The following is a 19,868-nucleotide window of genomic DNA, read 5'->3' on the forward strand; positions in this document are numbered from 1 at the left end:
CCTCCTGCGGGTCAGGTGATCGAGACGGTGCCGGCGAGGTCGAGGTCGGACGGTCCGCCGGTGACCCCGGCGTCGGCGAGCAGCGTGGCGCCGAACACCGCGCTCCAGAACGTCCGCGCGTCGCGTCCGACGCCGCTCCGGCTCGTCCAGCCGTGTTCGGTGACGACGCGCTCGAGGTAGCGCTCCGACTGCCGGAACAGCACCTGCAGGAGCAGTCGCACACGGTCGCGTTGCGCGGCGTCGTCGCCCGCGCTCGCGAGGGCCCGCACGACGAGCGGCGTCGACGGCATCGCGAGGGCGGTACGGGCGAGGACCTGCCGGAACGCCTCCGCGCTCGTGGCGCGACGCCCGGCTGCCTGCAACCGGGTCGTGTCGCGCAGGAACAGCGCGAAGGCGGCGTCGAGCACCAGCCGGTCCTTCGATCCGTAGTGGTGCGTGATCTGGTTCGGGTACACGCCCGCGGCCCGGGCGATCTCGCTCACGGTCACCGTCCGGTGTTCGGCCGGGCCGCCGGTCCCGCTGAGCAAGCCGGCGGTCGCGGCGAGGATCCGCGCCCGGGTCGCTGCCCCGCGCGGGGTGCCCGGGGCGTCGCTCGTGGTTGCCATGCCGGAATTGTACGTGGTACAACTCAACTTGTTCAACGTACAAGAAGGAGCCTCCCGTGCACATCTCCATCACCGGCTACGGAGCGGTCTCGCCGTTCGGCCACGGCGTCGACACGCTCTGGGACGCCCTGGTCGCCGGCCGCTCCGGCGTGCACGACCTCGACCGGACCGGCACGCACTGGGACCAGGTCCCGATCCGTGTCGGCGCCGCCGCCGCACTCGACGCGGACGGAGCACTCGGGCGGGTCCGGGCGAACCGGCTCGACCGCAGCCAGCAGCTCGCGCTCGTCGCGGCGGAGGAGGCCTGGGCGGACGCCGGCGCCCCGACGGTCGAGGGGGACCGGCTCGCCGTCGTCGTCGGCACCGGGATCGGGGGAGTGGAGACACTCCTCGACGCCCACGACGTGCTCGGCACCGCTGGCGCCCGTCGCGTGTCACCCCGCACCGTCCCGATGCTCATGGCGAACGCCGCGGCGGCGCAGATCAGCATCGCGTTCGGTGCACGGGCCGGGGCGTACACGACCGTGTCCGCCTGCGCCTCCGGGGCCGAGGCGATCGCGACGGCCGCGCGGTTGATCGTCACGGGGGAGGCCGACGTCGTCATCGCCGGTGGCACCGAGGCGGCCGTGACGCCGGTGACCATGGCGTCCTTCGCGCAGTCGCAGGCCCTCGCGAAGCCCGGCGACGACGACCCGACGACGCTCTCCCGCCCGTTCGACGCGTCCCGCCGCGGGTTCGTGCTCGGCGAGGGTGCCGGGTTCGTCGTGCTCGAGCGGGCCGACCACGCCGCTGCCCGCACCCAGCGTTCGCACGGGACCCTCGCCGGATGGGGCATCACCTCGGACGCGTTCCACATCACCGCGCCCCTGGCGGACGGGTCCGAGCAGGAGCGGGCGATGACCGCGGCGATCCGGATGGCCGGGTTGGCTGGCGACGACATCGACCACGTCAACGCGCACGCGACCAGCACGCCCGTCGGGGACGTCGGCGAAGCCGCTGCGATCGCTCGCGCCGTCGGCACCGGGGCCGTCGTGACCGCGCCGAAGGGGGCCATCGGGCACATGTTCGGGGCAGCCGGGGCCGTCGAGTCGATCCTGGCCGTGCGGGCGATCGAGACCGGGCTCGTGCCGGCGACGCTGAACCTGGAGCACCTCGACCCGGCGGTCGAGCTCGACGTGGTCGCCGGGTCCGCGCGGGAGGTGCCGATCCGGACGGCGCTGAACAACTCGTTCGGCTTCGGTGGGCAGAACGCGTCGCTGGTGTTCACCGCGGCGTGACCGGGCGCCCGGTCGGCAGGGTGCGGGCGTAGTCGACCGTGGGGTACGGCGTGAAGCCGAGTGACTCGTAGAGTGCTCGCGCCGGGGCGTGGAAGGCGTCCCCGCCCGTGCCGATGTGCACCACCTCGACCCCGCGGTCGCCGAGTGAGCGGAGGACGGTCGTGCACAGTGCCCGTGCGACTCCTCGTCGTCGGGCACGCGGGTGGACGGCGACCATCTCCAGCCGGCCGGACGCGCCGTTCGTGACGTGCCACCCGACGTACCCGAGTGGCCCGTCGTCGTCCTCCGCCAGCGTGATGAACCGGTCTTGGGCAGGGTCGAGCAGCGCGGGTACCTCGTGCCGGTAGTCGTCCTCCCAGTGCGCGTGGTCGTGTGCCGTGACCTCCGGGCGCAGTCGGACCAGGTCGCCGGCGAGGAGCGGGCGGAACGTCTCGATCGTCAGCTCGGTGAGCGCGGGCAGATCGTCGGGCGTGCAGGCGCGGATGTGCATGGTGTGCCTCTTCTCTGAGCAGTCTGAAGGCGCCACACCGTGCTCGGTGTGGCGGTACGTGACGGCGAGGCCGTCTCCTTCAGTGGCGGGTGCGCCAGCTCGCGAAGCAGTCCATGGCCACCACGCTACCCACCGTTTACACACCCGGTAGCGTCGCGGGCGTGAGCATCCCGGACTTCGACGTCGAGCCCGCCGTCGGCCCGCGGTTCTGGATGGTGGTGCTCGGCATCGTGAGCGCGATCACCGGCGTCCTCGCCCTGATCGGTTGGCCGCTGCCGATCGTCGCGAGCCGTGGCGGTTCCGACCAGCATGCCTTGGACCGGACCGTGCGTGGGGTGCAGGACTGGCTGGCACCCGACGGCTGGCGGTTGTCCGGAAGCTCGTGGATCTACGGGGCACTCGCGGTCGCGGCGTTGGCCGGGGTCCTCGTGCTGCTCCACCCGGCCTGGGCGGGTGCGCGCTCGCTGGTCGTCGTCGAGGGACCGGCTGGCGCGCTTCTGGTGATCGGCCCCGCCGCGCAGTGGGCGCTCGGGCTGCCGTGGTCGAACTACGGCGCCGGGTCGACGGGAGCGATCGCGCTCGGCACGGTGGTCGCGCTCGTCGTCGGCGTGGTGATCACCGCATTCCCGATGGCGGCGGGGAGGAGCGGCCGTCCCGAGGACGAGGTGAACCCACCGCCCCACGGCGTGCGGTGAGGTGGAGTGCTCCACCCGGGCTCGGTAGGGTCCACGCATGGCGCTGGTGCTGATGTGCGGTCTCTCGTTCTCGGGCAAGAGCACGCTGGCGGTCCGGTTGTCCGACGCGCTGGACGGAGTTCTGCTGGGCCTCGACCGGATCAACGAGGAGCGCGGCCTCGACGGCGGCCAGGGCATCCCCCCGGAGGAGTGGGCCACGACGAACGCCATCGCGCACGAGCGGGCGAACGAATCGCTCGTGTCCGGCCGCGACGTGATCGTGGACGACACGGGCTCTCCGCGATTCGTCCGAGATGCCTGGCGTGCCACCGCGGCCGCCGCCGGGGCACCGTTCGCCCTCGTCTGGGTGCGGATCGCCCCGGAGCTGCAACGGCGACGCGTCCTCGCGAACCGGACCGAGCCCACACGACCCGACGTCACCGACGCCGTGCTCGCCGAGCACGCCGCGAGCTTCGAACCGCCCGAGACGGAAGAGCCGGTGATCGTCGACGGTGCTCGTACGGCAGACGCGTCGACGGTCGCTGCCGTCGTCGACGCGATCAGGTCGCGGTAGCGGAAGGCGGCCGCGAGACGGCGGACCCCTCCCGCCATGACCAGGATACGGCCGGACCGGGGGCTTGCCGCAAGACCCCCGTCGTGCCCCACAATCGACCCTCGTGTCAACGCCGTACCCCGTCTTCGACCTCCCCGAACGCCTCGCCGACAAGGCCGATCCGGCCCTGATCGCCGACGACGAGCGGCACTTCGCCGCGATCGCCGCCACCCTCGACGCCTCGACCACGACGCTCACCCGACGCCTCGACGAGCTCCGCCGGACCCGAGCGGGCGGTGGGGAGTACACGGTGGAGCGGGATGCCGAGGTGCGCCGGGTCACCCGCGAGCTCACGGCTCTCCGGCGGTACGGCCTCGACCTGTGCATCGGGAGGATGGTGTTCGCCGACCGCCCAGAGCCGGTCTACGTCGGCCGCTCGGGGCTCACCGACGCGGACCTCGAGCGGCTGCTGGTCGACTGGCGCTCCGCGACCGCGGAACCGTTCTTCGCGGCGTCGCACGGCGATCCTCGTGGCCTGGTGAGCCGGCGACGCTACCGCTGGCAGCACGGTCGGATCGTGGACTACTGGGACGAGGCATTCACCGACGAGGGCCTGCTGCACACCGCGGCCCTGGACGACCAGTCGGCGTTCGTCGCGAGTCTCGGCACCAGCCGCAGCCCGCGGATGCGGGACGTGCTCGGGACGATCCAGTCCGACCAGGACGCCGTGATCCGCGCGGACTCCGCCGGAGCACTCGTGGTGGACGGCGGCCCGGGGACCGGCAAGACCGTCGTCGCGCTGCACCGGGCGGCGTACCTGCTCTACGCCGACCCTCGCGTGTCGCCGCGGCACGGCGGTGTGCTGTTCGTCGGGCCGACGCACGGGCACCTCGACTACGTCGGGGACGTGCTGCCGGCACTCGGCGAGGACGGGGTGCAGCTCGCGACCGTGACGGACCTGGTGCCCGAGGGCGCCGACGTCCCCGACGAGCCCGATGCGGACGTCGCGGCGATCAAGGCGGGTACGGCGCTGACCCGGGCGGTCGAGCGTGCGGTCCGCGGGTACGAGCAGCCGCCGGAGCGGACGGTCGTCGTCGAGACGGACTGGGCGGACGTGCCGATCACGCCCGACGACTGGGCCGACGCGTTCGACGCGGCGGACCCGGGCGACCCGCACAACGCCGCACGCTCCGACGTCTGGGAGGCGCTGCTCGAGATCGTGACCAACCGTCTGGCGGGAGCGGCCCCACCCAGGGCGATCCGCGCCTCCGTGGACGACAGCGACGTCCTGCGTGACACGTTCCGCCGGTCGTGGCCCGTGCTCGACCCGGACGGTGTCGTCGCGGACCTCCTCGCGGTGCCCGAGCACCTGGCGCGGTGCGCGCCCGACCTCACCGCAGCCGACCGCGCACGCCTGCACCGCCCGGACGCCCGCGCGTGGACCCGGCCCGACCTGCCCGTGCTCGACGCCGCCCGTCGGCGGATCGGTGACCCGGCCGCTCCGGCCCGGGAGCGTCGTGCTGCGGCCGCCAGGGCCGCCGAACGCGAGCGGATGGACCGGGTGATCGAGGACCTCGTCGCGAACGACGACTCCGAGCTGCAGCTCATGAGCATGCTGCGCGGTGCGGACGCGCGGAACAGCCTCGACGACGACGCGGTGACGGCGGCGCCGGACGTCGATGCCCTGGCGGGACCGTTCGCGCACGTCGTCGTCGACGAGGCCCAGGAGCTCACGGACGCGGAGTGGCTGATGCTGCTGCGGCGGTGCCCGGGCCGGAGCCTCACGGTCGTGGGGGACCGGACCCAGGCACGGGAGCCGTTCGCCGAGTCGTGGGAGGACCGGCTCGCCCGGATCGGGCTCCGGGACGTCCGGACCGCGCGCCTCCGGATCAACTACCGCACGCCGTCCGAGGTGATGGCGGTCGCCGAACCCGTCATCCGCGCAGCCGTGCCGGAGGCGAACGTGCCGACCTCGATCCGCGACTCCGGCGTGCCGGTGCAGTACGGGTCCGCCGACGAGCGGGACGTGGTCCTGGACGCGTGGGCCGCGGCGAGCGCCGACGGGATCGCGTGCGTGGTCGGCGACGCCGGGTACGCGGGGACGGACCGGATCCGTTCCCTCTCCCCGGAGGCGACGAAGGGTCTCGAGTTCGACCTCGTCGTCCTCGTGGACCCGGAGCGGTGGCGCCCGGTCGACCGGTACGTGGCGATGACCCGGGCGACCCAACGACTGGTCGTGCTCAGCTCGGCGTGAGTTCCTGCAGGCCGGTGACGCGCAGGAGGTCGAGCTTGGCGGCGTCCTCGGTGCCGGGGACGGCCGTGTAGACGACGATGCGGAGGTCCCCGCCCGGCACGCTCAGGACGTCGCAGTCGATCTCGATCGGGCCGACGGGGGAGTGCACGCGCTTGCGGCTCGCCCGGTGCTCGGCGACGCGTCCGGTGTCCCAGCGGCGCTCGAACTCGGGGGACTCGCGACGGAGGCGTGCCACGAGCTCGGCGAGGTCCCGGTCGGCGGGGTACCGTCCGACGGCGGCGCGGAGGTCGGCGGCGAGGTCGCTGGAGAACTCCTCCTGGTGCTCGTCGTCCCACTCGACCTCGTCGTGGCCGTGCATGAAGTGTCGCCACACGAGGTTCCGGTCGATGCCCGTGTACCGGGAGGGGTCACCGGTGAGCGCTGCCCAGAGGTCGTTCCACAGGACGATGTCGTGCGCGGCGGTGAACACGGCGAGGGGGACGTCGCCGAGGCGGTCGACGATGCGCTGCACGCCCGGGGTGACGTGCCGGGGGACGACCCGGCGCGACGGCGGCGCGGCCCCTGCGACGCGGCAGAGGTGGTCGCGTTCCTCCTCGGTGAGACGGAGCGCGGTGGCGAGTGCGCCGAGCAACTGCGGCGACGGGTTCGTCGCGCGTCCCTGCTCGAGGCGGACGACGTAGTCGACGCTCACCCCGGCGAGCGCAGCGAGCTCCTCGCGACGGAGACCCGGCGTCCGTCGACCGGGCCCGGCCGGCAGGCCGACCGCTTCGGGACGGACCCGGTCGCGCCAGGAACGCAGCACACTCGCGAACTCGCTCATGCCCACCATCCTCGACCCGCGCCTCCCGGCCTGCCTGGTACTGGTGGTCCCACTGTCGAGCGGTGCCTGGGGGACCCGGCCACGGAGGCGGAGGCTTGGCGCATGACAACGACACTCATCACCGGAGCCAACCGCAGTCTCGGGCTCGAGACCGTCCGTCGCCTCGTCGAGGCCGGGCACACCGTGTACGCCGGCATGCGCGATCCGGCCACGGGGGACGAGGCGCGTGCCCTCGGCGCGCACGTCGTCCAGCTGGACGTCACCGACCAGTCCTCGGTCGAGCGCGCGGTCGCCGGACTGCCCGGACTCGACGTGCTCGTGAACAACGCGGGCATCCTCGGGACGTCGTTCGGGGTCGACGACCTCGACGCCGCTGCGATCGGAGCCGTGCTCGACACGAACGTGACCGGCGTCGTGCGCGTGACGCAGGCGGCGCTGCCGCTGCTGCGGGAGTCGGCGAACCCGGTCATCGTGAACGTTGCCTCGGGTGTGGGCTTCCCGCGGTGGCTGACGACTCCGGGGCGGGACGAGTACCCGGTGCCGGCGGTGCCGTACGCGGCGTCGAAGGCGGCACTCATCGCCCTGACCGTGCAGTACGCGAAGAACCTGCCCGGGTTCCGGGTGAACGCGAGCGACCCCGGGTACACGGCGACGGAGTTCAACGGGTTCGGCGGGCACCAGACCGTGACCGAGGGGACGGACGCCACGGTGGCGCTGGCGACGATCGGCGCGGACGGCCCCACGGGGGAGTTCCACGACCGCGACGGGCGCGTCGCGTACTGAGGGGGGCGGGGCGGGGCGGGGCCCGCCCGCGGCCGCTTCGTGAGCAGAAGATGTCGGGTCGGACGGTCGGACCCGACACCTTCTGCTCACCAAGTGCGTCCCCACCGCGGGCGCGACGGCCTGGAGGCACGGCTCGCGTCCGACGGACGAGCTCGCTCGGTCTTGTGACCGGGTCGCAGAGCGCCCGGTTCAGTCGTGCACGTCGGCACCGAAACCCGGCCCTGGACGCATCATCCAGCCCGCTGCATCAGGGAGCGGGCGGAACCCGAACCGCTCGTACAAGCCGTGGGCGTCGGCGGTGAAGAGTGCGAACCGCTTCAGGCCGAGCGGCTCGACGGCCTCGGTGACTCCCTGCACGAGGGCGACACCGACACCGCGGCCTCGCGCCCCCGGGTCGACGAAGACGTCGGCGAGCCAGCCGAACGTCACACCGTCGGTGATCACACGGGCGTACCCGAGCTGCTGACCGCTGGTGTCGTCGTAGACGCCGAAGTTCCGGGAGCCGGCGATGATCGCGTCCTGCGTGGCACGGTCACGGCCCCGAGCCCAGTAGGACTCCTCGCTCAGCCAGCGGTGGACAAGGGGGACGTCGAGGTCGGCGGGGTCGGCGGAGAAGCGCAGTCCGTTCATACAGCCAGTGAAGCGGCGGCGGCGTCCGGGCCGCAACGGCCGATCCACGATCTGTGGACGGCGCTCACGCGGGGCACCGTCTGTCAGGATGGCCGGATGCGCGCAGTCCAGTACGACGAGTTCGGTTCCGTCCCCGCGGTCGTCGAGGTCCCGGACCCGGTCGCCCCGATCGACGGGGTGGTCGTCCGGGTCGCCGCGACCGGGGTCTGCCGGAGCGACTGGCACGCATGGAAGGGGCACGACGACTCGGTGCACCTGCCGCACGTCCCCGGGCACGAGTTCGCCGGCGTGGTGTCGTCCGTCGGGCCCGACGTCCGCGGGTTCGCCGTGGGGGACCGGGTGACCGCGCCGTTCGTCTTCGCGTGCGGCGAGTGCGAGCAGTGCCTGGACGGTGCGACGCAGGTGTGCACCCGGCAGCAGCAGCCCGGCTTCACACTGCCCGGTTCGTACGCCGAGGCCGTGGTGGTCCCGCACGCGGACGTCAACCTCGTCGCGCTGCCGGACGCCGTCGGGTTCGCCGAGGCCGCCGGACTCGGTTGCCGCTTCGGGACCGCGTACCACGCACTGCACGCCCGGGGACGGGTGGCCGCCGGCGAGTGGGTGGCCGTCTTCGGCTGCGGGGGAGTCGGACTGTCGACCGTCATCGTCGCGGTCGCCGCCGGAGCGAAGGTCGTCGCGGTGGACGTCTCGCCCGCCGCGCTCGCACGTGCGGAAGCCCTCGGTGCGGTCGCGGTGCCGATGGACGACGCGGTCGGGGAGGCCGTCCGAGCCGTCACGGGCGGCGGAGCCCACGTGTCCGTGGACGCCTTCGGCAGCCGCGCCACGTCGGTCGCCGCGGTCGCCGCGCTGCGGCCTCGGGGTCGGCACGTCCAGGTCGGGCTGCTGCTCGACGTCGAGGCCGTGCCGGCGATCCCGATGGGCCGCGTCATCGGCGACGAGCTCGAGCTGCTCGGCAGTCACGGGATCTCGGTGGGGGAGTACGCCGCGATGCTCGACGACGTCGTCGCGGGGCGACTCCGCCCGTCCGAGTCGATCGGTCGGACGATCGGGTTCGACGAGCTGCCCGAGGCGATCCTCGCGATGGATCGACCGGCGACCTCCGCGGGCATGACGGTCGCGGTGTTCTGAGCGCCGGCGACCGCCCTCAGCCGGCGACCGCGCTCAGCCGATGATCCGGAGCGACCGGACGTCCTCGACGATCTGCTCGGGCGACCCCGGGGTGTCGTCCGGCCAGTGCGGCGCATGTGCTGCCGCGGCACGCAGCCACTCGACCACGGCGACCCGCACGGCGTCGGACGCCTCGCGGAGGTCGTGTCCGTACTGCATGCCGAGCTGCTCGTCGGTCCACGGCACCCCGACGCCGATCGTGTCGAGCGGGTGCGGGGGCCGCTCGGGCAGGTCCTCCCACTCGGCCAGGGTCGTCGACGCCGCGCCGTCCTCCGGCGCGGGAGCGGGCGTCCCGAGGACGGCGTCCGGATCCGCGAACGCTACCCGACCCTCGACGAGCACTCGTTCGATGGTCGTCGGGATCGCGAGCCCGTTCGCGTCGAACCTGGCGGCCGTCTCGAACCAGTGGTCGGCCGCCTCCCGCAGGTCGGCAGCGGCGACCACGAGCCGCTGATCGGCGATCTCGGCCACCGACTCCGCGTCGGTCCGCATCGTGATGAACGCCGTCGAGTAGCCCAGCGCGCTCATGAGGTCCGACGCCTCGGCGCGGAGGATCGGTCGTCCGCCGTCCTCGACGGCCGCGACGACGTCCTCGTCCCATGACCAACCGCGGAGCCGCATCCGGAACGCCACCGTCGACCGGTCCAGGTGCACGAGGTCCCGGCGCACCCGTCGGAGGTTCCGGCCGATCTGCTCGTCGTACGCACCCATGCCGGGAACGCTAGCGCTTCGGTCGGTACACGTCCGCCTTCGCGCCGCCGTCGAACACCGTCGAACTGATCAGCGTCAGGTCGAGTTCGTCCTGCAGCCCCGAGAAGATCCCGTCACCCGTCCCGAGCACCACCGGCAGGACCACCAGGCGGTACTCGTCGACGAGGCCCGCGGCCACGAGGCTCCGGCAGAAGTCCGTTCCGCCCTGTGCGAGGACGTCAGCGCCGTCCTCGGCCCGCAGCCGGTCGACCTCGGCCACGAGGTCGCCGTTCGCCACCCGGGCACCGGTCCAGGTCGCCGCCGCGGGGGAGTCGGCCCCACCCGTTTCGACCGTGGCAGGATCGAACGCACGCTGGCGGGTGAAGACGACCTTCGGGACGGTGTTCATCGCACCGGCGACGGGTGTCGTCGCGTTCGCCCAGAAGCCGGCGATGGACTCGAACGTCCGACGACCGAACGCGTGCACACCGGCGCCGGACACGGTCTCGAGCACCCATTCAGCCGAGTCCGGACTCGCGGCGCGGAACATCCAGTCGGACTCCGCACGTGCACCTGCGACGAAACCGTCGAGGGACATCGACATCTTGAGGACGAGCTTCCGCATCGGGCACCGCCGCTTCCGAGCACCGCTCGGCGCTCATGACGGCGATGCTAGAGGGGAGTGGCGTCGACCACCAGAGCGCGGCCGCAGCACGGCGGGGTGGATCTGAGTTGACATAATACGCATTATCGGCGCGAAGCGAGTGGGGCCAGGAGGCGCGGATCACCGCAGCTTGTCCGCTCACGCCAGCCGCGCCTCCCGTCCCTCGTGCAGCAGCGACGGCCGTCATCCAAGCGGCATCGACCGCTTCGGTCGCGCGGCGCGCGACGTCATCCCCAGGACCGATGACTTCCTCCGTGATGTCGGTGACCATCGATATCATGCATATCAGTTCGGTAGCGATCTCCAGGAGGCAGGCATGACACCGTCGCGCCCACAGCTCGTCGTCCACGACGACGCCGTCCGCGCGAACACCGCCGTGTTCGCCGACCGGACGGACGGCGGCGTCATGGCCGTCCTCAAGGCCGACGGGTTCGGCCACGGGGCGATCGCCCGGTCGGTCCTCGCCGCCGGGGCGACGTCGATCGGCGTGACCACCATCGACGAAGCGATCGCCGTCCGGGCAACCGTGACGGACGCGCCGGTGCTCAGCTGGCTCAACCCGGTCGACGCGGACTTCGACGGTGCGCTGCTCGCCGACGTCGACATCGCCGTCCCGAGCGCCGAGCTGCTCAGTGCCGTCAGCCGCGCAGCAGTCCGGACCGGACGCCGTGCCCGGGTCCACCTGCACGTCGACGTCGGGATGGCCCGCGACGGTGCCGACCCCGGATCCTGGCCGTCACTGTGCACCGCCGCACGCGAGCTCGAGCGGCTCGGCACGGTCCGGGTCGTCGGGGTGATGGGCCACATGTCCTGCGCCGACCAGCCAGACGACCCGCAGAACACACGCGAACGGCTGCTCTTCGACAACGCGGTCCGCACCGCCCGGCGTCGCGGACTGTCCGGCTTCGTCACGCACCTCGCCGCCACCGCAGCGACCGTCACCGGGGTCGGCGGCCGCCACGGTCTGCACCGCATCGGCGCGGGGCTCTTCGGGATCGACCCCTCCCGGACCTCGACGGACCTGCAGCCGACGCTCTCACTGACGGCTCCGGTCGTCGGTTCCCGGGTGATCGGCCCCGGAGCCGGCGTCGGCTACGGCCTCGACCACGTCGTCGACCGTCGGACCACCCTGGCGCTGCTCCCCCTGGGCTACGGCGACGGACTCCCCCGTGCGGCGTCCGAGCGGGCCGAGGTCCAGGTGCGCGGACGCCGCCGACCGCTCGTCGGCCGGTTCTCGATGGACATGGTCGTCGTGGACACCGGCGACGACCGGCTGGAGCTCGGCGAGACCGTCACGTTCTTCGGGCGCGGCCTCGACGGCGAGCCGACCGTCCACGACTGGGCGGGCTGGGCCGACACCATCGAGCACGAGATCGTCACCCGCATCGGCACGCGCGCCGCCCGGGTCCACCGCACCGTCACCACCCCGGAGGCCACCGTTGCCTGATCGCCACGACTCCCACACCGCCACGGCGCCGACGCGGATCGCGGTCGTCGGTGGCGGCGCGAACGACGAGCACGAGGTCTCGCTCGCATCCGCGGCTGCGGTCACGCGAGCCGTCCGGGCCCTCGGCTTCGACGCGGTCCCCCTGACGATCGACCGGACGGGCAGCTGGCGCCACACGGACGGTGCCGCGCTGTCCCCCGCGGACGCCGTCGCCGTGCTGACGTCGTGCCGCGCGGCGTTCCCGGTGCTCCACGGTGTCCACGGTGAGGACGGCGCGGTCGCCGGCTTCCTCACGATGATCGGCGTACCGGTGGTCGGCTCCCCCGTCCGCGCCGGCGCACTCGGCATGGACAAGTGGGTCACGAAGACCATCGCCGAAGCCGTCGGCGTCCGCACGGCGCCGGGTGTGCTGATCCGCGCTGGAGACGAGATCGGCCAGGAGCCCCTCCGGACGCCCTTCGTCGTGAAGCCGACGACCGGTGGGTCGAGCAACGGCGTGACGGCGGTCCGGACGCCCGACGCGTACGCGGCTGCCGTGGCACATGCCCGGGCTGCAGGCACCGACGTGCTCGCCGAGGCGTTCGTCACCGGGCGCGAGATCGACATCGCCGTGTTCCGCGACGACGCCGGGACGCTCCGCACCGGCGCGACGCTGGAGATCGGCGTCGCCGACGGAGACGTGTTCGGGCGCACCGAGAAGTACGACGGGACCGCACGGTTCACGGTGCCGGCGGCGCTGTCTGCCTCCGACGAGGCAGCGATCGACCACGCAGCCCGGACCCTCTACGACACGCTCGGGTGCGCGGGCGTCGCGCGGTTCGACTTCTTCCTCACCGACGACGGCGTCGTGCTGAACGAGGTGAACACCGCGCCGGGGTTCACCGAGCAGTCGCAGGTGCCCCGGATGTTCGCGGCGGTCGGGTTGGACTACGTCGAGCTCGTTCGCGCCCTGCTGCAGGCGACGGACTCGCACAGCCACAGGGTCGGCCCGTGAACCGCGACACCTGGGGCGACGCGGTCAAGGGCTTGCTGATCGTCCTCGTCGTCTTCTGGCACGTCGTGATGAAGAGCACGCTGCAGGTCGACTGGCACATCGGCCTCCCCGTACCGGGCGCTTGGGGCATGCTCGGCAACGGCATCTGGCCGTTCCTCATGCCGGCGTTCCTCCTGGTGTCGGGCGTCTACGCCGCGAACGCGCTGCACCGACCATGGACCACGGTCGTCCGTCCGCGAGTCGTCCGGTTCCTGTACCTGTACCTGCTCTGGACCCTCATCCACGCGGCCGCGATGTGGGCGTTCCCGGACTTCCCCACGCTCGTGCCACGCAGTCTCGGGCAACTCGTCGAGGCGCTCACGATCAGCCCGCCGAACACCTGGTACCTGTACGCGCTCGCGCTGTACTTCCTCGTCGCGAAGGCTCTCCGGCGGGTGCCCGCGTGGGTGGTCATCGCGGCCGCAGCGACCCTCTCCGTCCTGGTGGCGACAGGGTACGTCGAGGTCGTGAGCAACCGCGGCTCGCTGCTCTACAACGCGACGTTCTTCCTCCTCGGAGCGCACCTCGGGCCGCGTCTCCGTGGCGCGATCGAACGGGTGACACCACCGGTCCTGATCGGGCTGACGGCCGCCTACGCCGTCGCGTTCGCCCTCATGCTCCTCACCGGATCACGGGAGACGCCCGGCGTGTGGCCGGTCGTCTCGGTGCTCGGGGTGGCGATGGTGCTCGCCGCCGGCCCGTTCCTCGCCAGGGTGCCCCACCTCGGACCGGGCTTGGCCGCCCTGGGCCGACGAACCCTGCCGATCTACCTCCTGCACATGCCCCTGTTGGCCGTCGTCGACGCCGTCGTGACGGGCTGGCTGTCCTCGGCCCATGTCGGCGTGCAACTCGTCGCGGCCGTCCTCGAGCCGGTCGTCCTCACCAGCGGACTCGTCGCCGGGTGCCTCCTGCTGGCGCGCCTGGTGGACCGAGACGGCGCTCGATGGCTCTTCGAGCTCCCTCGACGACCGGGCGATCGTCCGGCCGCGGCCGTCCGTGGCAGCAGTCTCGGAACCGCTGTGCCGTGGCGCATCACCGCCGCGGTCGCACTCCTCGTGGCGTGCAGCACCGGAGCCACCCGGGCGACCGCGATCGCAGGGTGCGCACCAGACCTCGAGCGAACGGACGTCGTTCGCGCGGGCGAGGTGTCGATCGGTGCCGTCGGGGACGTACTGCTGCACGACGTCGGACACACGGTCCCGGACGACGGCGGTGCGAGCCACTTCGACGCCGTCCGCCCCTGGTTCACGCAGGACATCGTGACGGGGAACCTCGAGCAACCCATCACCGAGGACACCGGGTACGACAAGTGCGGCGACTGGGGCGACTGCCTCGCCTTCCGGAGCGACCCGGAGACGGCCGAACACTTCGACGGGTTCGACCTGCTGAACCTCGCGAACAACCACACGAGCGACTTCGGAGCCGAGGGCTACGCGAACACCGCGTCGGCGCTCGCGGCGGTCGGCATCGACACCGTCGGCGCGAGGAACCAGGTCACGTGCGGCGACTTCGGCGGGACGACCGTCGCAGCGATCGGCTTCTCGCCCTACGCCGGGACCAACCGGGTCACGGACCTCCGCCACGTCCGCAAGGTCGTGACGGCTGCGGCGGCGACCGCCTACATCGTCGTCGCCCACGCACACATGGGCGCCGAGGGCCCGGAAGCGAACCGCGTCAGCGACGGTCCGGAGACGATGTTCGGCGAGGACCGTGGGGACCCACGCGCCTTCGCTCGAGCGGCGATCGACGCTGGAGCAGACCTCGTGATCGGACACGGGCCCCACAGCCTCCGGGGAATCGAGGTCTACCAGGGCCAACTGATCGCCTACAGCTTGGGCAACTTCGGCGGCGGCGGCGTGTTCGGTGCCGAGCAGGCGACTCGGTACGGCGCCTACCTGGACCTGTCACTCCGGCGCGACGGTTCGTTCGCTCGCGGGGCCGTCCGATCGGTGGTGTTCGACCGGTCCGACGGCAGACCCCGCCCCGACCCGGACGGTACGGCGTCGAGGCTCGTGGACGACTTCGGCCAGCGGGACTTCCCCGGGACCGCGCCGACGATCGACGCGGACGGAACCGTGCACGTGCAACGGGCCTCGCGCTGACGTCTCCTCCGCGGGCTGGCTCGCGCTGCCCAGCGGTCGGGTCAGGCCGGGGAGTCTCCGTCGGGAGCACCACTCGTCGGGACGTCGTCCGCGTCGATCTCGAGCGAGGCGTGTTCGCCGCCCTGCTCCTCGAGGTTCTCCTGGTCCGTGTCCGGCTGCTCCGGCTCCTCGCTGTGGGTGGTCTCCTCGGCAGGGTCAGGCTGGCTGTAGCTCATGTGGCGGAAGCTACAGGGGCCGACCTGGGCGCGCGTCCGGCGGTCCGGAACACGCGTTGCGTGGTCCAGGAGGAACGGTGCGGGCCCGACCCGCGCCTCCCGTCCGCCGTGGCGTCGGGACGTGGGGACGTGGGGTGCGACGCGCGGACGCCGAACGCCAGCGAGGCGGATCGGCATCGCTGCCGACCCGCCTCGCTGGCGGACCGCTGCGCGGCGACTCGGGGCGGTGATCCCCGGTCAGACGTCAGCGGCGATGTGGACTCAGGCCTGGGACAGCACGACCGCGGTGAGGATGTAGCCGACGATGCCGATGACGATCGCGATGGCCGACAGGATGATGCCGCCGAGGACGATCCCCCGACCGGACGCGCGTCGGCGAGCCAGGATGCCGAGGACGAGCCCGATGATGCCGGCGATCACGCCGATGATCGCGAGGAAGATGCCACCGACGACACCGACGATGCCGAGGACGAGGCTCGCGATGGCGAGTCCGCCACCCGTGCCGGCCGGTGCTGCACCGGGCGTGTTCGCTGCGGGGTAGTTCGGTCCACCGGTCTGGTCGGCCATGAGGTCTCCTTCGTCGTGAACGCTCGTCATGCGACCGGGTAGCCGCGGGCGGGGTGGCCCAAGCATGAGCGTCAGTCAGGACGGTAGACCGTTCGACCAGCTGGTGTTCAGGTACTCCGCCCGGACCTGTCCCCCGCCTCAGGCTCCGACGTAGGCCGCCAGGTGCTCCCCCGTGATCGTCGACCGAGCCGCGACGAGCTCGGCCGGCGTGCCCTCGAACACGACGCGGCCGCCGTCGTGGCCCGCGCCGGGCCCGAGGTCGATGAGCCAGTCGGCATGTGCCATCACGGCCTGGTGGTGCTCGATCACGACGACCGTCCGCCCGGCCTCGACCATGCCGTCCAGCAAGCCGAGCAGCTGTTGGACGTCCGCCAGGTGCAGCCCGGTCGTCGGCTCGTCGAGGACGATCACCCCGCCGGGGTCGCCGAGGTGCGTCGCGAGCTTGAGCCGCTGCCGCTCGCCGCCGGACAGGGTCGTCAGCGGCTGGCCGATCGTCAGGTACCCGAGTCCGACGTCGACGAGCCGGGCGAGGATCGCGTGCGCCGCGGGGATCCTCGACTCCCCCGTCGCGAAGAACGTCGCAGCGTCGGCGACGGGCATCGCGAGGACCTCGCTGATGTCCTTTCCCCCGAGCCGGTACTCGAGCACCGACTGGTCGAATCGCTTCCCGCCGCACTCGGCGCACGGCGTCGCGATGCCGGCCATCATGCCGAGGTCCGTGTAGATGACCCCCGCGCCGTTGCACGCCGGGCACGCACCCTCGGAGTTGGCGCTGAACAGGGCGGGCTTCACACCGTTGGCCTTCGCGAAGGCCTTGCGGATCGGCTCCAGCAGCCCCGTGTACGTCGCCGGGTTGCTCCGCCGGGAGCCGCGGATCGCGCCCTGGTCGATCGCGACGACACCGTCGCGCGGTGACAGCGACCCGTGGATGAGCGTGCTCTTGCCGGAGCCGGCGACACCCGTCACGACCGTGAGCACCCCGGTCGGCACGTCGACGTCCACACCCTGCAGGTTGTGCGCGTCGGCGCCGCGGATCTCGAGGACGCCGGTGCGTTCGCGCACGACGTCCTTCACCGACACCCGGTCGTCGAGGTGGCGACCGGTGACCGTGTCGCTCGTGCGGAGCCCGTCGACCGGCCCCTCGTAGCAGAGCGCCCCGCCGTTCGTCCCCGCCCCCGGCCCGAGGTCGACGACGTGGTCCGCGATCGCGATGACCTCGGGCTTGTGCTCGACGACGAGCACCGTGTTGCCCTTGTCGCGGAGGCGGAGCAGGAGCCCGTTCATCCGCTCGATGTCGTGGGGGTGCAACCCGGTGCTCGGTTCGTCGAAGACGTAGGTGACGTCGCTCAAGGACGACCCGAGGTGCTTCACCATCTTGACGCGCTGCCCCTCTCCCCCGGACAGGGTCCCCGTGGGGCGGTCGAGCGAGAGGTACCCGAGGCCGATCTCGACGAAGGAGTCGACCGCGTCCCGCAGGCCGTCGAGCAACGGCCCGACGGTCGGTTCGTCGATCCCCCGTAGCCAGGCGGCGAGGTCGGTGATCTGCATCGCGCAGACGTCCGCGATGCTCTTGCCGGCGATCGTCGACGACCGTGCGACGTCGTTCAGCCGGGTGCCACCGCAGGCCGGACAGGTGGTGAAGGTGACCGCGCGGTCGATGAAGGCCCGGATGTGGGGCTGCATCGCTTCGCGGTCCTTCTGCAGGAACGAGCGCCGCACGCGCGGGACGAGCCCCTCGTACGTCATGTTGATGCCGGCGATCTTCTGCTTCGTCGGTTCGCGGTACAGGAAGTCCTGGCGTTCGGCGTCCGTGAAGTCACGGATCGGCGTGTCCTTGTCGAAGTACCCGGACTCGGCGAACATCCGGACGTTCCAGCCGTCCGTGCCGTACCCGGGGATCGTGATCGCCCCGTCCGACAGGGACTTCGTGTCGTCGAACAGCTGTGTGAGGTCGATGTCGGTGACCGTGCCGCGGCCTTCGCAGTCGGCGCACATGCCGCCGAGCCGTGAGAACGAGACCTTCTCCGCCTTGGCGTCCTTGCCCTTCTGCACGGTGATGGCACCACCGGCCGTGACCGTGGCGAGGTTGAAGGAGAACGCGTTCGGGCCACCGATGTGGGGCGTCCCGAGGCGGCTGAACAGCACGCGGAGCATGGCGTTGGCGTCCGTCACGGTGCCCACCGTCGAGCGGGGATCGGCGCCGATGCGTTCCTGGTCGACGACGATCGCCGTGGTGAGGCCGTCGAGCACATCGACGTCGGGGCGTGCGAGCGACGGCATGAACCCCTGCAGGAACGCGCTGTACGTCTCGTTGATCATGCGCTGCGACTCCGCCGCGATGGTCGCGAACACCAGTGAGCTCTTGCCCGACCCGGACACGCCGGTGAAGACGGTCAGGCGACGCTTCGGGAGCTCGACGTCGACGTCGCGCAGGTTGTTCTCACGTGCACCACGCACCCGGATGCGGTCGTGGGTGTCAGCGGCGTGCTCGGCACTCGGTTCCATGCCCACAGGGTAGCGGTGACGTGTGACGTTCCACAGGACGGTTCCGCCCCGGAACGAGCCAGCGCGTCAGGACGGCGCGTGCATGCGGACGAGGCCCGGGAGCTCGGCGGGCTCGAACGGCTCGTCGGTGGCGTCGAGCTCGTCGGCCGTCCACCAGCGCGACTGCAGGATGTCCACGCGCTCGTCGTCGGTCCACTCGGCGTCCGACAGCGTGAAGCCGGGAGTCCGGACGACGTAGAACTCCGCGTGGCCGCGGTCGTGGTCGGCCAGGTCCCACTCGACGCTGAAGTCCCACGACCACACCGGCTCCCCCGGGTCCTCGATGACGATGCCGGTCTCCTCGCGCAGCTCGCGGATCGCGGCGTCGCGGTGGTCCTCGCCCGGGTCGACACCGCCGCCGGGCGTGATCCAGCGGTGCGCTCCGTCCGACGACGGGGAGTTGGTGTCCATCAGGAACACCCGACCGTCGGGGTCGAGCAGGATGATCCGGGAGGTGCGGCGCAGGCCGGGCTTCGCAGTCACCCGTCCGACGTTAGCCGACGAAGCCGCTGACGTCGCCGACGAGCTTGGTGTGGTCGGCGGGGATCGGCTCGATCGCGGCCGCGGCGATCTCGGCGGCGAACTCGGAGACGCTGTAGAGCTTGCCGACCTCGGCACGGCGGCCCTCGATCGCGCCCGGGTTGAGGCGGTTGAGGAGCGTGGCGGTGATCGTGCCCTCGATCATGTCGCCGGAGACGACCACGAACTCGATGCCCGCCGCGTCGAGCTGCGGGACGAGTTCGCGGAGGGCGAGCTCGCCGGCCCGCTTGCTCTTGGCGACCGGGACGTACTCGTCCATCGTCTCGGCGGTCTCGACGAAGTGGGCCTGGTGGCTCGTCACGAACACGACGCGCGATCCAGCGGGCATGTGCGGCACGGCGGTCTGCAGCATGTCCACCTGTGCGTCGCGGTTCAGGCGCAGCGCGTAGTCCTCGCCCAGGCCGGACTCCATGCCACCGGAGGCGTTGAGCACGAGCAGGTCGATGCCGCCCCACTCCTGCACGACGGTGTCGACCATCGCCTGGAGGGAGTCGTGGTCGGTCAGGTCCGCGCCGACAGCGAGTGCCGAGCCGCCCGCGGCGACGATCTTCTCGGCGATCTGCTCGGCACGCTTGGCCTTGTTGCGGTAGTTCACGACGACCTTGGCGCCGGCCTCGGCCAGGTACCCGACGGTGTCGGCGCCGATGCCGCGGGACGACCCCGTGACGAGGGCGCGCTTGTCGGCGAGGGATCCGGGGGCGAGGGGGTTGCTCACAGTCGTGTTCTCCAGGTCTGGTTCGGCGGGTCGGCCGCCGACGAGCCTACCAACCACCGCGCGGGCACAGCACGGACTTGATATGTTGAACGGAGTTG

General features: G+C 72.1%; 20 protein-coding genes. 9 read left to right on the top strand and 11 right to left on the bottom strand.

All coding sequences use genetic code 11. The features are described from left to right. Window positions 1–11 precede the first annotated feature (11 nt). On the bottom strand, window positions 12–605 hold the full coding sequence (locus WFH25_RS00315) for a TetR/AcrR family transcriptional regulator C-terminal domain-containing protein (protein WP_336696465.1): 594 nt from the start codon (window positions 603–605) through the stop codon (window positions 12–14). A gap of 56 nt (window positions 606–661) precedes the next feature. Between WFH25_RS00315 and WFH25_RS00320 the strand changes: the two genes are divergently transcribed. Then, on the top strand, window positions 662–1,882 hold the full coding sequence (locus WFH25_RS00320) for a beta-ketoacyl-[acyl-carrier-protein] synthase family protein (RefSeq protein ID WP_336696466.1): 1,221 nt from the start codon (window positions 662–664) through the stop codon (window positions 1,880–1,882). Here WFH25_RS00320 and WFH25_RS00325 read toward each other — a convergent pair. Next, window positions 1,869–2,372 carry a GNAT family N-acetyltransferase gene (locus WFH25_RS00325; RefSeq protein ID WP_071301575.1) on the bottom strand — a complete coding sequence of 168 codons (504 nt, stop codon included), beginning with the start codon at window positions 2,370–2,372 and terminating at the stop codon, window positions 1,869–1,871. The two genes, WFH25_RS00320 and WFH25_RS00325, sit on opposite strands and share 14 nt — an antisense overlap. 161 nt (window positions 2,373–2,533) lie before the next feature. Between WFH25_RS00325 and WFH25_RS00330 the strand changes: the two genes are divergently transcribed. The 3 genes from WFH25_RS00330 (at window position 2,534) to helR (ending at window position 5,853) form a co-directional block, all read left to right on the top strand. Then, window positions 2,534–3,067: a hypothetical protein gene (locus tag WFH25_RS00330; protein ID WP_336696467.1), complete on the top strand. Its 534-nt coding sequence runs from the start codon at window positions 2,534–2,536 to the stop codon at window positions 3,065–3,067. A gap of 37 nt (window positions 3,068–3,104) precedes the next feature. Next, window positions 3,105–3,620, top strand: a complete 516-nt coding sequence (locus tag WFH25_RS00335; protein WP_336696468.1) for an AAA family ATPase — start codon at window positions 3,105–3,107, stop codon at window positions 3,618–3,620. A gap of 103 nt (window positions 3,621–3,723) precedes the next feature. Beyond that, window positions 3,724–5,853, top strand: a complete 2,130-nt coding sequence (gene helR, locus WFH25_RS00340; protein ID WP_336696469.1) for an RNA polymerase recycling motor ATPase HelR — start codon at window positions 3,724–3,726, stop codon at window positions 5,851–5,853. Here helR and WFH25_RS00345 read toward each other — a convergent pair. Further along, entirely contained in the window at window positions 5,840–6,673 is an 834-nt protein-coding gene (locus tag WFH25_RS00345) for a helix-turn-helix transcriptional regulator (RefSeq protein WP_336696470.1), read from the bottom strand. The two genes, helR and WFH25_RS00345, sit on opposite strands and share 14 nt — an antisense overlap. 102 nt (window positions 6,674–6,775) lie before the next feature. Between WFH25_RS00345 and WFH25_RS00350 the strand changes: the two genes are divergently transcribed. Then, the gene (locus WFH25_RS00350) at window positions 6,776–7,456 is read left to right on the top strand and encodes an SDR family NAD(P)-dependent oxidoreductase (RefSeq protein ID WP_336696471.1); all 681 of its coding nucleotides are present in this window, start codon (window positions 6,776–6,778) and stop codon (window positions 7,454–7,456) included. Between the two features lie 189 nt (window positions 7,457–7,645). On the opposite strand, the gene WFH25_RS00355 is transcribed toward WFH25_RS00350, so the two are convergent. Beyond that, window positions 7,646–8,086 carry a GNAT family N-acetyltransferase gene (locus tag WFH25_RS00355; protein ID WP_336696472.1) on the bottom strand — a complete coding sequence of 147 codons (441 nt, stop codon included), beginning with the start codon at window positions 8,084–8,086 and terminating at the stop codon, window positions 7,646–7,648. A 96-nt stretch (window positions 8,087–8,182) separates the two neighbouring features. On the opposite strand from WFH25_RS00355, the gene WFH25_RS00360 reads away from it, so the two are divergent. After that, complete coding sequence (locus WFH25_RS00360) at window positions 8,183–9,214, top strand: alcohol dehydrogenase catalytic domain-containing protein (protein WP_336696473.1); 1,032 nt, start codon at window positions 8,183–8,185, stop codon at window positions 9,212–9,214. Window positions 9,215–9,247: 33 nt separating this feature from the next. Here the strand turns inward: WFH25_RS00360 and WFH25_RS00365 are convergent, their stop codons facing one another. Continuing rightward, window positions 9,248–9,964 carry a hypothetical protein gene (locus WFH25_RS00365; RefSeq protein WP_336696474.1) on the bottom strand — a complete coding sequence of 239 codons (717 nt, stop codon included), beginning with the start codon at window positions 9,962–9,964 and terminating at the stop codon, window positions 9,248–9,250. A 10-nt stretch (window positions 9,965–9,974) separates the two neighbouring features. Next, on the bottom strand, window positions 9,975–10,568 hold the full coding sequence (locus tag WFH25_RS00370) for a dihydrofolate reductase family protein (RefSeq protein ID WP_336696475.1): 594 nt from the start codon (window positions 10,566–10,568) through the stop codon (window positions 9,975–9,977). A gap of 355 nt (window positions 10,569–10,923) precedes the next feature. Here WFH25_RS00370 and alr point away from each other — a divergent pair, with 355 nt between their 5' ends. Genes alr through WFH25_RS00385 form a run of 3 tightly spaced genes read left to right on the top strand, consistent with a single transcriptional unit; the run spans window position 10,924 to window position 15,189 of the window. After that, on the top strand, window positions 10,924–12,054 hold the full coding sequence (gene alr / locus WFH25_RS00375) for an alanine racemase (protein WP_336696476.1): 1,131 nt from the start codon (window positions 10,924–10,926) through the stop codon (window positions 12,052–12,054). Beyond that, a complete protein-coding gene (locus WFH25_RS00380) occupies window positions 12,047–13,048 on the top strand; it encodes a D-alanine--D-alanine ligase family protein (RefSeq protein ID WP_336696477.1) in 1,002 nt (333 codons plus the stop codon). The genes alr and WFH25_RS00380 overlap by 8 nt, the downstream gene beginning before the upstream one ends. Further along, complete coding sequence (locus tag WFH25_RS00385) at window positions 13,045–15,189, top strand: CapA family protein (protein ID WP_336696478.1); 2,145 nt, start codon at window positions 13,045–13,047, stop codon at window positions 15,187–15,189. Before WFH25_RS00380 ends, WFH25_RS00385 begins: the two co-directional genes overlap by 4 nt. A gap of 41 nt (window positions 15,190–15,230) precedes the next feature. Here the strand turns inward: WFH25_RS00385 and WFH25_RS00390 are convergent, their stop codons facing one another. The 5 genes from WFH25_RS00390 to WFH25_RS00410 all read right to left on the bottom strand — a co-directional run bounded on the left by WFH25_RS00390 (window position 15,231) and on the right by WFH25_RS00410 (window position 19,770). Further along, window positions 15,231–15,404, bottom strand: a complete 174-nt coding sequence (locus tag WFH25_RS00390; RefSeq protein ID WP_336696479.1) for a hypothetical protein — start codon at window positions 15,402–15,404, stop codon at window positions 15,231–15,233. Between the two features lie 261 nt (window positions 15,405–15,665). Beyond that, the gene (locus WFH25_RS00395) at window positions 15,666–15,971 is read right to left on the bottom strand and encodes a hypothetical protein (protein WP_092387099.1); all 306 of its coding nucleotides are present in this window, start codon (window positions 15,969–15,971) and stop codon (window positions 15,666–15,668) included. 138 nt (window positions 15,972–16,109) lie between these two features. Further along, a complete protein-coding gene (locus WFH25_RS00400; protein WP_092387097.1) occupies window positions 16,110–18,476 on the bottom strand; it encodes an ATP-binding cassette domain-containing protein in 2,367 nt (788 codons plus the stop codon). Window positions 18,477–18,542: 66 nt separating this feature from the next. Then, window positions 18,543–18,998: an NUDIX hydrolase gene (locus WFH25_RS00405; RefSeq protein WP_336696480.1), complete on the bottom strand. Its 456-nt coding sequence runs from the start codon at window positions 18,996–18,998 to the stop codon at window positions 18,543–18,545. Between the two features lie 10 nt (window positions 18,999–19,008). After that, the gene (locus tag WFH25_RS00410; protein WP_336696481.1) at window positions 19,009–19,770 is read right to left on the bottom strand and encodes an SDR family oxidoreductase; all 762 of its coding nucleotides are present in this window, start codon (window positions 19,768–19,770) and stop codon (window positions 19,009–19,011) included. Window positions 19,771–19,868 lie beyond the last annotated feature (98 nt).

The organism is Curtobacterium sp. USHLN213, assembly GCF_037144815.1.
In the GTDB taxonomy this organism is placed as follows: Bacteria; Actinomycetota; Actinomycetes; order Actinomycetales; family Microbacteriaceae; genus Curtobacterium.

Bases quoted from the DNA above. Each gene is read 5' to 3' on its own strand.
- WFH25_RS00315 (WP_336696465.1), bottom strand. From the start codon at position 605: ATGGCAACCACGAGCGACGCCCCGGGCACCCCGCGCGGGGCAGCGACC.
- WFH25_RS00325 (WP_071301575.1), bottom strand. From the start codon at position 2,372: ATGCACATCCGCGCCTGCACGCCCGACGATCTGCCCGCGCTCACCGAG.
- WFH25_RS00335 (WP_336696468.1), top strand. From the start codon at position 3,105: ATGGCGCTGGTGCTGATGTGCGGTCTCTCGTTCTCGGGCAAGAGCACG.
- WFH25_RS00345 (WP_336696470.1), bottom strand. From the start codon at position 6,673: ATGAGCGAGTTCGCGAGTGTGCTGCGTTCCTGGCGCGACCGGGTCCGT.
- WFH25_RS00350 (WP_336696471.1), top strand. From the start codon at position 6,776: ATGACAACGACACTCATCACCGGAGCCAACCGCAGTCTCGGGCTCGAG.
- WFH25_RS00355 (WP_336696472.1), bottom strand. From the start codon at position 8,086: ATGAACGGACTGCGCTTCTCCGCCGACCCCGCCGACCTCGACGTCCCC.
- WFH25_RS00360 (WP_336696473.1), top strand. From the start codon at position 8,183: ATGCGCGCAGTCCAGTACGACGAGTTCGGTTCCGTCCCCGCGGTCGTC.
- WFH25_RS00365 (WP_336696474.1), bottom strand. From the start codon at position 9,964: ATGGGTGCGTACGACGAGCAGATCGGCCGGAACCTCCGACGGGTGCGC.
- WFH25_RS00370 (WP_336696475.1), bottom strand. From the start codon at position 10,568: ATGCGGAAGCTCGTCCTCAAGATGTCGATGTCCCTCGACGGTTTCGTC.
- alr (WP_336696476.1), top strand. From the start codon at position 10,924: ATGACACCGTCGCGCCCACAGCTCGTCGTCCACGACGACGCCGTCCGC.
- WFH25_RS00390 (WP_336696479.1), bottom strand. From the start codon at position 15,404: ATGAGCTACAGCCAGCCTGACCCTGCCGAGGAGACCACCCACAGCGAG.
- WFH25_RS00395 (WP_092387099.1), bottom strand. From the start codon at position 15,971: ATGGCCGACCAGACCGGTGGACCGAACTACCCCGCAGCGAACACGCCC.
- WFH25_RS00400 (WP_092387097.1), bottom strand. From the start codon at position 18,476: ATGGAACCGAGTGCCGAGCACGCCGCTGACACCCACGACCGCATCCGG.